General features: G+C 42.1%; 10 protein-coding genes. 9 read left to right on the top strand and 1 reads right to left on the bottom strand.

Features of this window, described 5'->3' with window-relative positions; genetic code table 11:
- Positions 1 to 2: 2 nt before the first annotated feature.
- The 3 genes from NYR53_RS27025 to NYR53_RS27015 are packed head-to-tail and all read left to right on the top strand — an operon-like array spanning position 3 to position 3350.
- Positions 3 to 914, top strand: coding sequence for an AraC family transcriptional regulator (locus NYR53_RS27025; RefSeq protein ID WP_261302187.1), 912 nt, complete (start codon positions 3 to 5; stop codon positions 912 to 914).
- Positions 915 to 936: 22 nt separating this feature from the next.
- Entirely contained in the window at positions 937 to 2016 is a 1080-nt protein-coding gene (locus NYR53_RS27020) for a Gfo/Idh/MocA family protein (RefSeq protein ID WP_261302186.1), read from the top strand.
- A gap of 20 nt (positions 2017 to 2036) precedes the next feature.
- A complete protein-coding gene (locus NYR53_RS27015) occupies positions 2037 to 3350 on the top strand; it encodes a Gfo/Idh/MocA family protein (protein ID WP_261306536.1) in 1314 nt (437 codons plus the stop codon).
- 72 nt (positions 3351 to 3422) lie between these two features.
- Here the strand turns inward: NYR53_RS27015 and NYR53_RS27010 are convergent, their stop codons facing one another.
- Positions 3423 to 4205 (bottom strand): helix-turn-helix domain-containing protein, encoded by a 783-nt coding sequence (locus tag NYR53_RS27010; RefSeq protein WP_261302185.1) that lies wholly within the window; start codon positions 4203 to 4205, stop codon positions 3423 to 3425.
- Between the two features lie 162 nt (positions 4206 to 4367).
- On the opposite strand from NYR53_RS27010, the gene NYR53_RS27005 reads away from it, so the two are divergent.
- The 6 genes from NYR53_RS27005 (at position 4368) to NYR53_RS26980 (ending at position 11823) form a co-directional block, all read left to right on the top strand.
- Complete coding sequence (locus NYR53_RS27005) at positions 4368 to 5135, top strand: phytanoyl-CoA dioxygenase family protein (RefSeq protein ID WP_261302184.1); 768 nt, start codon at positions 4368 to 4370, stop codon at positions 5133 to 5135.
- Positions 5136 to 5321: 186 nt separating this feature from the next.
- Entirely contained in the window at positions 5322 to 6248 is a 927-nt protein-coding gene (locus NYR53_RS27000; protein ID WP_261302183.1) for an ABC transporter permease, read from the top strand.
- Positions 6249 to 6269: 21 nt separating this feature from the next.
- Positions 6270 to 7145, top strand: coding sequence for a carbohydrate ABC transporter permease (locus NYR53_RS26995; protein ID WP_261302182.1), 876 nt, complete (start codon positions 6270 to 6272; stop codon positions 7143 to 7145).
- A 22-nt stretch (positions 7146 to 7167) separates the two neighbouring features.
- Positions 7168 to 8796 (top strand): extracellular solute-binding protein, encoded by a 1629-nt coding sequence (locus NYR53_RS26990; RefSeq protein ID WP_261302181.1) that lies wholly within the window; start codon positions 7168 to 7170, stop codon positions 8794 to 8796.
- A 133-nt stretch (positions 8797 to 8929) separates the two neighbouring features.
- Positions 8930 to 10021 carry a response regulator transcription factor gene (locus tag NYR53_RS26985; RefSeq protein WP_261302180.1) on the top strand — a complete coding sequence of 364 codons (1092 nt, stop codon included), beginning with the start codon at positions 8930 to 8932 and terminating at the stop codon, positions 10019 to 10021.
- On the top strand, positions 10021 to 11823 hold the full coding sequence (locus tag NYR53_RS26980) for a sensor histidine kinase (RefSeq protein ID WP_261302179.1): 1803 nt from the start codon (positions 10021 to 10023) through the stop codon (positions 11821 to 11823). Before NYR53_RS26985 ends, NYR53_RS26980 begins: the two co-directional genes overlap by 1 nt.
- Positions 11824 to 12057 lie beyond the last annotated feature (234 nt).

Below are 12057 nucleotides of genomic sequence, written 5' to 3'. Positions count from 1 at the left end.
ATATGGGGATGGAAGGGGAAATACCCTTTTATCAAAGTAAGGATCAGCTTAATAAAGCGTTTCCTTTTAAAATCTTGCGTTACTCTAGCAGTCTGCTGAAGCAGCCTATGCATAGTCACGATTATGTTCAGATCGCTTATGTCCTACGCGGGGTATGCAATCATCAATTGCGCGGAAAGTCGCTTACAGTAAGCAGAGGCGATATTTTCATTATAGCTCCCAATACCAGGCACAGTCTGAGTGCAATCGAGGATAAAGAGTTCGAAGTGGTGCTTGTCGATTTTATACATCATCTAGTACAGGATCAATTAAAGCCTTTCTCTGATACGCTAAATCCTTTACTTCAGCATTCCGATGAGGACTATAAGATTCCTTTCATACACCAATCTTGGCTTCATTTCGGGAAAAGTAAGCAGATTTTCGTCGAGCAGCTTCTTCAGGATATTCAGGATGAATTTGAGCATCGTGAAGTTGGATTCGAACATTCGATCCTGCTTAATTTAGCCAAGCTGCTGATCCTCATTGACCGTGAATACCGAAAGGCGAAGAGGAAGCCTGCTAAACAACCAGCTCTTGCGGACAAACATCCAATCGATGATGTGAAACGATACATTTATGATAACTTTAGTCAAGATATTCCGATGGAGCATGGGGCATTCATAGCGAATATGGCGCCAGCTTATTTCAGCCATCAGTTTAAAAAAGAAACGGGACAAACGTTTGTTGATTTCGTCACTGAAGTACGAATCGAGAGGGCGATGGAGCTCATCCGTCGCGATACGCATACGATTACACAGATCGGGTTTCAGGTTGGATTCCATCATCTGAGCCATTTTATCCGAACCTTCAAGAAACGTTGCGGAATCACACCTACGGAATATAAAAAAACTTTCGGCAATAAATCTGTAAATTGACACGAGAAGAGGTGTACCATTTATGAGTCAAACGGTACTGAAGGTTGGGATTATTGGACAAGGTCGCAGCGGTCGCGACATTCATGGTAATTTGCTTGTACAAATTAAGGAATATTATCAGATTGTCGCAGTAGCCGATTCGATTGCAGAACGTCAGAAACGTGCGGAACAGGAGTATGGCTGCAAAGCCTATGATACATGGGAGGAAATGGTTGCGAACGAGGAGCTGGATTTGGTCGTCAACGCATCCCCAAGCCACTTGCATTTCCCAATCACTTTGGAGTTGTTAAATAAGGGGTTTCATGTGCTTTGTGAAAAACCGCTAGCGAAATCAGTGGAAGAAGTGGATCAACTGATTGAAGCTTCGGAACAATCTGGTAAAATATTGGCAGTATTTCAGCAATCCCGTTATCAGCCTGCATTTGTCCAGATTCAAAAAGTAATTAATTCCGGCGTACTAGGCCGTATCGTTCAGATTGATTTCTCCTTGAACGGCTTCGCTCGTCGTTGGGATTGGCAAACGCTGCAAAGCAACAATGGCGGTAACCTAATGAACACAGGACCGCACCCGTTGGATCAAGCGCTGCAATTGTTCGGAACGGATGTATTACCTCAAGTAATGTGTATCATGGATCGCACGAATACATTTGGTGATGCGGAAGATTATGTGAAGCTAATACTTAGAAAACAAGGCCATCCGACTATTGATCTTGAAATCTCATCGTGCTCTGCTTTTCCTCATGAACAATTTAATATTCAAGGTACGAATGGCGGTCTCCACGGAACTGCGGGGCAACTTGAATGGAAATATTTCAAACCGGAGGAAGCGCCGGATCAACAGTTAACGAAAGAACCGCTATTCGACAGTGATGGAATGCCAGCTTACTGTAGAGAGACATTAACTTGGAGCTCCGAAAGCTGGGATGTATCGATCCCAGAGGGCAAGTCGGCGTTTGACGATATGACGGAGAAATTGTATTTGATGCTTTATCGTACTTTATGTGATGGCGCTGCATTGGAAATCACACCGCAGCAAGTACGGCAGCAGATGTGGGTAATGGAAGAATGCCGCCGTCAAAATCCGCATATCTATCACGTTTAAATGGAGGTAAGATCGTGAGCATGCATAAAAAAGTGGATCCATCCTTTAAGTCCGAAGATCAGCCTATTAAGGCTGTCATTATCGGTGCAGGAAACCGCAGTCTGATTTATGCTTCCTATGCTTTAGAGCATCCAGATGAATTACAAATCGTTGGTGTTGTTGAGCCGAATCTAGAACGCCGGCGATTAACAGCAGAACGCTTTGGTATTTCTACGGAAAATTGCTTTGCATCCGTTGAGAATCTTGTTGTTCATCCCCAATTAGCGGATGCCGCTATTAATGGAACGATGGATCGGTTCCATCTGGAGACAACGTTGCCACTTTTGAAGGCGGGATACGATGTTCTGTTAGAGAAGCCGATTGGCGTAAGTGAAACGGAAGTATTTGAACTGTACGAAGCAGCGAACTTCTATAATCGTACCGTGATGATTTGTCATGTCATGCGTTATGCACCTTTTTATTTGGAAATCCGCAAGCAGATCGAAAGCGGAATCATCGGAGATATCGTCGCCATTCAGACAGAGGAAAATGTCAGCTACCACCATATGGCGACTTCTTTCGTACGAGGAAAATGGAATAGTATAGCGAACTGTGATTCTTCTATGCTCTTAGCAAAATGCTGCCATGACTTAGATATGATTTCTTGGATGAAAGGCAGTATACGACCGAAGAAGGTTAGCAGTTTTGGCGGATTATTCCAGTTTCGGGAGGAGAAGGCCCCGGAAGGCGCTGGTACAAGGTGTCTTGTTGATTGTCCGATTGAAGCCACGTGTACGTATTCCGCCAAGAAAATGTATATGGAACAAGAGTTGTGGGGCAATTATGCATGGGACAATATGCATCTAGGTACAGTCCCTACCCACGAAGAAAAAATTGAATCGTTGCGAACATCCAATCCATACGGACGCTGCGTATGGCGCTGCGATAACGATGTTGTCGATCATCAAACGGTCATCATCGAATTCGAGGACGGAAGTACGGCATCGCACAATCTAACAGGCGCCACCTCCAAGCCGTGCCGGACGATTCATATCACGGGGACCAAAGGCGAAATTTCCGGCACGATGGAAGATGGTTACTTCTTGGTTAGGCAACCGGATACAAGGTCGGGTCATGTATACAAGGAAGAACGTATCGAGCTTAATGTAGCAGCTGACATGCATGGTGGCGGTGATTTGCGGTTGGTTGCAGATTTTGTTCGTACTTTACGGGGAGAAAAACCTTCTCTGTCTTCGACAGCTCTGGAGAAATCGATTTATGGCCACCAAATCGGCTTTGCAGCAGAACGATCTAGATCCGAGAACACTGTTGTAGAAATTTGTCCTTTAGTATGAGTATAAACAACTTAAATAAAAAATCTGCTCGAGCTACATTTCGGTAAGTATTGAAAATGGTAACAGTATTTTTTAAAATCGATAAGTTCTTCGGTAAGCCGAAGGGCTTATTTTTAGTTTGGCAGTGAAAATCCGACTTAGATAAAAGCCGTTTTGGTATCCGCATTGCTCAGCGATATGATCGATTGTATGGTCAGTGTCGATAAGTAAGGACTTTGCTCTCTGGAGTCGAAGTAAGGTTACGTACTCAATTGGCGAGTATCTGTATGCAGCTTGAAACCGGCGGGATAGTTGAGAATTACTGATGCCAAGTTTTTCAGCCAAGAGCTGCATGCTTAATTTCGCTCCAAATGCGTGCTGATTTAGATAAGCCATGGCCTGAACGGTGAGAGGGTCTTGTTTATCTTGGGACTGTTGTTCAGCTAATTTCTGTTCTCTGGCACTCACAAGCAGTAGATCATTAATTAAATGGTTTGCAAATTCATGATGGTCTTCTAAGGGTTCCTCGGCGATTTGTCTGAGGTAGCTGAATGTTGAAGAAAGGCGTTGAAAGTCTCTGATGAGAACTTTGCCTTTGGCATATTCTCCATCCATTGTAAATTCAATGAAATGAAAAGAGACAGGCTCTAGAACCTTTCTTGTTAAGACGACATGAGGAGGGCAAATAACGAGATCACCAAATCCAGCTTCGTTATACACAGGCTCTTTAAGTACCGCTGTTTCTTCTTCGAGAGAGAATTGAAATCGACCGGACTCCACGGCAAGAATGACCCATCCTTCATAAACATCTTCCTCCAGTGAAAATTCTTTTCTATGCGCCGTATAATAACACCTTGTGAGGCGGATTTTGTTCATAGCAGCTCTCTACTTTCTATTATGTAATGCAAAAAAGTATATAAAATATAAAAAAGGAATGTATGTTAATTGAAAATAATCAGGAGTATCATGAGAAATGAGGAATCATTTAAGTGAAGTAATTATATGATTTCCAAAAAAAAATGTAAAGGGGATTAGGGGATGAAAAGGATAAACATTCTTTCTAATGAGCAAATTCAGAGCTACAAGGACAAAGGGTATCTCGTTCTGCGTAATGTATTTAGCGAACAGGAGGCTAAGGTGCTGCAAGTAGAATGTGATAAGCTGCTCACACTCAGTCAATATACGGATATCCATAATATCCGAGCAGGACATAAGCGTTATGCGAACGGAGAAGTTAAGATCGAGCGTTTAGATCCCGTCCATGACATTTCCGCGGTATTTGATAATTTGGTTCGAGATGAACGTATTTTGGCACCCTTGCGTGATATTTATTTGGATGAACCGCTATTGTTTAAAGATAAATTGATTTTTAAGCTGCCTGGAGCAAATGGTTATGCGATGCATCAGGATGCTGCTTGGTGGCAGGGTTTTTCAATAGAAGGACTTATCAGTGTGATGGTGGCCATAGACGGAGCGACAGTGGTTAATGGCGGGCTTGAACTATTCCCGGGTTACCATCATCACCTTCGTTCCGATATAGGAGAATTACGAGGCATGAATGCCAAAGAGATGGCTGAAATTGATCTCAAAACTGGGGAGATTGTGGAAACCAATCCTGGTGATATGATTCTGTTTCACTCTTTTACACCGCATCAGAGCGGTGTGAATACATCAGAGCACAGCCGTAAACAGCTGTATTTGACCTACTCGCCAGCTAAGAATGGGCAGTTGTACAACGCGCATTATCAGCATTTTCAACGGTATTCCTTGCTGGACAAGGATAAGAGTCACTACTATTTCCTATAGTGCCATCGTAATCGTATATACCATACCATGCCTCCACATCATAACTCCGCATGATTGTCATAGATTTCTCGTTCTTGTCTGGTTGCTAGGGCTTACGGTATATCCATATAATTAAGATATACCAGAGGAGAATTGAGGTGTACCTTGGCAAGGATAACAGAACAGCACATGCTAGGAGCTATGGATATGGGATTGGCACCTAGTAAAAAGAATAACCTGTCGAAAAGAATCATTCAACATTGGGATCTCTATATGCTCATAGCAATTCCTTTGCTGGTTTTGCTAGTTTACAGCTACGTCCCTATGGTTGGAGTAGCACTCGCTTTTAAAAATTATAAAGTTTTCGATGGCTTTATGGCTAGCAAATGGGTGGGATTAGATAATTTTAGGGTGCTTTTCTCAGACCCGAAATTTTTGAGTGTTCTGGGTAATACACTTTTAATCAATTTGTACAAATTGATTTTTCAATTTCCGCTGCCCATTATATTGGCATTGCTGCTCAATGAGGTGAGGAAAGGGTTTGTGAAGCGAATAACACAGACACTGACCTATCTTCCTCACTTTCTTTCATGGGTTGTGATCGCTGGGATTTTCGTCGATATATTGTCGCCAAGCACGGGGATTGTCAACTCGCTGCTTCGCTCTCTCGGCATATCGCCGATTCAGTTTCTCGGAGATGAGCGGTTTTTCCGCAGCGTGCTGGTAACCTCAACCGCATGGAAGGAAACAGGGTGGAGTGCTATTATTTATCTAGCGGCTCTTACCTCGATTGATCCGGAACTTTATGCAGCAGCTGAAGTCGATGGAGCCGGAAAACTGAAGCAAATCTGGCATATTACACTTCCCGGAATCGCAAGTACAATCGTATTCATTATCATACTTCGCATATCTCAAATGTTGGGTAGCGATACAGAGCAAGTATTGTTATTCTATAATCCACTTGTCTATAAAGTGGGCGATGTTATTGGTACCTTTGTGTACAGAGAAGGCATACTTAATGCCAGCTACAGCTATACAACTGCTGTCGGGATGTTTACTTCCGTTATTGGCTTCATATTGTTGATCATTGCGAACAAGGTCAGCAGCAAATACTCCAACCGTGGAATCTGGTAGCTGAAAAGAGGGATTCAACCCATGTTCGACAAAAGAATGTCTCATGGAGAAAAGGTATTTACCATCTTTAATTACTGCTTATTAATCGCAATAAGTTTAATATGTTTACTGCCCTATGTCACCTTATTTGCGAAATCGGTTAGTGACGAGACCTATGTAATTAGCGGACAGGTTAGCTTATGGCCGAAGGGTTTTCACTTCGATGCTTATAAAGCTTTAATTTCAGCAATTGATTTTCGCACTGCTTTCCGAAACAGCCTATTCGTCACAATTGTAGGCACGTTGGTGCAAGTGTTTTTTACCGCGTGTGTTGGGTATGCCATTTCCAGAAAGCAATTACCTGGACACAAGATGATCAATATCATGTATGTGCTTACGATGATGTTTAATGGCGGCTTGGTTCCAACCTATTTGATCTATAAGGAAACTGGCTTAATGAATAATTTACTCGTGCTTGTTATTCCAGGTATGGTAAGTGTGTTTAACCTAATTCTGATTCGCAACTATTTTGAATCGCTACCGTCTAGCCTAGAAGAATCGGCAAGAATAGACGGAGCTGGCAATCTAACCGTGCTGTTTCGTATCATGTTCCCTTTATCTAAACCAATACTTGCAACTATCGCGATTTTTTCGGCCGTTAGTATTTGGAACAGTTACATGGACCCGCTCATGTATCTAACAAAAAAGAATGTCATGGTTTTACCCTTATTTTTGCAAAATGTCATTTCTGCCGCCACCCAGAATGGTACAGATAATTCGGAGGTACTTGCCCATATTGCCTCAGAAACGTTCAGAGCTACTGCGATCTTTATCTCCTCGTTGCCAATCTTGCTTGTATATCCTTTCTTGCAAAAATATTTTGTAGCTGGATTGACGCTAGGCGCTGTTAAACAATAATCGTTAATTGGGGGAATGAAAAATGAAAAGGGGTTTCACTTACACAAAGGTTGTATCTGTTTTGTTAGCGCTTACACTGGTGTTACTTACCGCTTGCAGCCAAACAAAAGAGACAACAGGAGAGAAAGGTACTACAGCTACAGATAAAGAGACGAATGCTGTTGCAACGCCTAAGCTTGATAAAGACGCTAAAATTCGCATTGCAGTTCCAAGCAATAGTGGAGTCAAAGGATTCGAACAAGGCGCAAGTGAAAGTGATAACCAGTTTTTAAACGCAATTAAAGAGAAAACAGGCTATAAAAATGTAGAGTGGACAATTATTCCAGCAGCAAGCCAGCTTGATAAATACAATTTGATGTTTGCATCAGGTGATGTATACGATCTTATTTATACGAATGATTTGACGATCTTCAAGAGATTCAGTGCACAAGGTGCGCTCACACCCGTTGAACCTCTGGTCAAACAGTTTGGCAGTGAGATTGAAAAGCACGTAACTGACAACGCATGGGCTGCTGTAACCTTAGACGGGGCAAAGCTTGCCATACCGGCTTCACCTTTTCAAAAATATAAAGACCAGGATTTAGGAAGCGGTTTCTTGGTTAGACAGGATTGGGTGGATAAGCTAGGCTTGTCGGCTCCGAAAAATCTCGATGACTTGTATACGTTTCTAAAAACAATCAAGGATAAGGATCCAAGTGGCAAAGGTACAATTCCATATGTAGCTTCTGCTGGAAACAATGGGAATCCATTGGACGGTTTAGATGTAATTACAGGTGCATTTGGTTTATCCGGCTTAAACAACCTTGCTGTGCCGTTCATTGTCAAAGACGGAAAGTTGATAGATGCACAAGATGCCTATTTAAAAGATATGCTCACGTACTTGGCTAAGCTGTACAAAGAAGGGCTTATAGACAACGAATATTTGTTCAACAAATCGCAGCAGGTTGCGGAGAAAATATCATCAGGTAAAGCAGCTTCTGGATACTTTGGCTATTATGAGCCTAATGGGTTCCGTCCTGCGTTGGTCAAAACAGACCCGAATGCCAAGCTCATGTATATGCCGCCAATTGAGGGGAAAGACGGGCAAAAGGGCTATATCATTCCAGCACCAGTATCCAACTATTATATGGTTCCGAAGAATGCAAAAAATAAAAATGAAGCGATTGATTTACTGAATACATATCTGAAGGACAAAGATTTGCAATTATTCATCAACTATGGTAAGGAAGGCGTTCATTACAATAAGGATGCAAGCGGTAATTTAGTACCTATCAAACCCATTTATGATCAAATTATTTATAAATTATATTATAGAATGTGGACGACTCCAGAAATCTGGCTGCCCAATGCGATACTTGCAGGCCTCAATCCAGACATGAATTCCTATGTGGCAGCTGGACCCCATGATATTGTGTTCAATATTAATTACTATAGACCGCAGACGGATGCGGAGCTATCCAAAGGCAGAGCGCTGATGGATCTACGTAATGAGTATGTATCCAAGATCATTAATGGGGCGCTCCCCATCAGTGCAATAGATGAATATTTCAAAAAAGCGGATGCAAACGGCAGACAGGAAGTCATCAATGCCTCCCAGGATTGGTTTACGAAAACTGGCAAAGCACTTTATAACAATCTTACCAAAAAATAAGCGGACGTGGATTTGAAAGTATAGGGGGGCGTGTGCCTCTCTATACTTTTTTGCGATAATTTTAGCTATATCTGATGGTCAATCTAGTGTATTGTTTTATTAGCACCTCAAGCTAATCATTGGAGGTTGATTTATGCACAAATTACTGCTTGTCGATGATGATTATATTACCAGAGAAGGTTTAAGGGATTTAATTGACTGGAAAAGTTTGGGAATTATAATTGCCGGTGAAGCCGAGGATGGTGCAGAAGCCTTGAGAATCGCTCGGACGATCGTTCCGGATTTAGTCATAACCGATGTTGTCATGCCAGGCATGGATGGTATTAAGCTTGTAGAGGCGCTGAAAATCGAATTCCCTGATCTCATGGTCATTATGATTAGTGCACATCAAGATATCCAATATGTGAAAGCCTCGATAAAATTGGATGCAATTGATTATTTGCTAAAGCCTTTCAATCGTGAAGAGATGATGCAGGTTGTTGGCAAAGTAATCGGTAGAATGGAAAAGGAACGCGAGTATAAACGGCTTAAGGACGATATCAGCCATTATTATGTGGACAGTACTGCACCTGCAGAGCTTACGATCATTGTAGATTTAAGAGAACGTATCGTTAAGCTGACCGGCAGCGGATTGACTGAAACACTAATCGACGAGTTAAAGCAGTTTTTTGCTTCCATTCGGCTCTACAAAATGGACAGTATACTGATTCTGGCCATCCTTTGCAGTGAGCTTCTTATCAAAGCTTTTCGTTCTGCAGCTGCCATCATCGGACATGAAGCGGTCAAAGAGATGCAGGATTCACTGCAGCAATTTAGAATGATGCAGAGCAGCACCGAGATAGAGACATTTGTATTCGAAAAGTTTCTTCACATCGAACAAATCGTCAATGAATCGCGCAACAATAAATCGCGTAAAGTAATTCGCAGTGTTGAGGCGATTATACGGAAGAGCTACAATCAAAACCTAACGATTCAACAACTTGCGGAAGAGGTATATATGTCATCTGGCCATCTTCAGGGGTTATTTAAAAAAGAAACGGGTCAAACGATTAATGAATATATCACGATGGTGAGACTTGAGAAGGCTCAGGAGTTACTACGTGATCCCGCAATTAAAATATACGAAGTAGCTAATCTAGTCGGGTATCAAGATACTTATTATTTTACGAAAATATTTAAAAAGTTGGTGGGTGTTATTCCTGTACAATTTCGGGAGCGTGGCTGATGAGAAAATTAGCGGATGTACTGAGCGGGTTCTATTACAATCTCAATTTGCGCACGAAACTAGTCTTCTCCTATTTAATTCTGATCATTGTTCCGGTTTTCTTGCTGGTTTATTTCACCTATACAACGATTCACAAGTCGGTTGTGGAGCAAACCGGAAACGCGTATCTAGAAGCGCTTAAGCAAGCGGAGAAGAATGTAGCATTTGGACTTGACGTGGGTTATGATATCGCAGATTTGGCGCAAAGTAATTATGATATTCAAAAGGTATTGCAAACTGTAGCCGAACGTCAACTGACTTCGGCCGAAGTTATCGATTTCTTCAATGTGCTCAATAAAAATGTTACCAATTATGAAGGGAAAAGAAATGTACTTAAGGTGAGCTTTTTTATGAAGGGCAATCCGGCATTCCTATCAGCAAATCCGAATTTTTTCAGCATAGGGGAGCTTGAAAAGGATTCTGCAATAAAGCCATTGCTGAATGAGAGCAAGAAGCAAGCCTGGTTTCATGCTGATGTGATTCAGCACTTACAATTAGCACAAGCAGACGAGGTGCTCTTTATTAAAGAAATTCACGATATCAACCATATCCAACAAATACTTGGTTATGTGATGATTGAGCTTGATTCGAAGTTCATTTGGGATATTCTTAACGATCTAAGGCTTCCTGATGGAGCAGAAACGTTAGTGCACACAGGTGGTGTAAGGATCGGAGTCAAGCATCTCCCCTTGGGTGATGTCAAGTTGGAACAGCAGTTTTTGTCCTCGTTGCCCACCCGTCAGGAAGGGATCACCCATTTCGGTCCCGGTTTAGGTACTTATTATGCAGTCAATAGCAAGTTGAGCGGGTTGGACTGGAATATTTCTCTACTGATGACCGAGCAGCATCTGGGCATGAATAGTAGATCCATTCAAAATTTCATGTTCGCCTTGGCTGCATTCGTTTCGATTCTTGCCATTATTACTGCTTTTTTCATTTCAGGCTCTATTACTAAGCGCCTAAAGAAGCTTATTCGTTTAATTAAACTTGCCGATGTAGGACAATTTGAAACGGAAACAAATATTCGTGGTAATGATGAGTATGCTCGATTGCAGCGTTCTTTTAACCAGATGAGTATGACGACCAAAGCATTAATAGAAGAAGTGTATCAGGTGAAAATTAGCAAGCAGGAGACAGAGATGAAGCTGCTGTATGCGCAGATCAATCCACATTTTCTATACAACACGCTTGATATCATCCAATGGAGTGCCCTACGCATTGATGCGAAGGAAATTGCAGAAATTACGGAATCCCTGGCCAAGTTTCTTCGGCTCAGCCTAAACGAGGGCAAAGAGCATATAAGACTGTCCGAGGAAGTAGAAGAGGTCAGCCGTTATATGCACATTATCAATTATCGTTATCGCGGAGCAATCCGGTTTGAGACCGATATCGAAGAGGGGATTGCGGGCGTTGTGATTATCAAGATGATTCTGCAGCCTTTAGTTGAGAACGCTGTCATTCATGGTATTAGACCTAAACCAGGTAAGGCGGGTATCATCACGGTTAGGGCATATCAACAGGAAAAATATGTATATTTGGAGGTAAGTGATGATGGTATCGGAATGACAGAAGAGCAATTGAAGGGGGTTTTAGAAATAGAAACTCGCGGTTATGGCGTGAAAAGTGTAAATCAACGAATCCAGGTTCATTATGGTGAGGAATGTGGTCTGCAGTTTTTTAGCCAGCCAGGATCAGGTTGTCGAGCAGTAGCGAAACTTAAGCCTCAGATGCTAGCTATCCCAAAGTCACCCTCGTACTCGTAATCATCAATACAGATGCAACGTCATAGGAAGAACCAATGGGATAGTTCCGTATTTTTGTCGGACATATCGCGTTTCTGTCCTGTTGTGCAAGCTTCGTGCATTTCCTTATAATGAGTACCATACCACTTGAGAATGGAGGTGTATCTCGGATTAAATGAATGGATTCTAGGTTTTCTAAAAAGATTTGGCAACACTTGCATCTCGGTAAAACTTAAAATGTAAGCGCTAACAAAC

It is taken from the genome of Paenibacillus andongensis (assembly GCF_025369935.1).
GTDB lineage: Bacteria > Bacillota > Bacilli > Paenibacillales > NBRC-103111 > Paenibacillus_E > Paenibacillus_E andongensis.
This window is presented reverse-complemented; position numbering and strand designations above follow the sequence as displayed.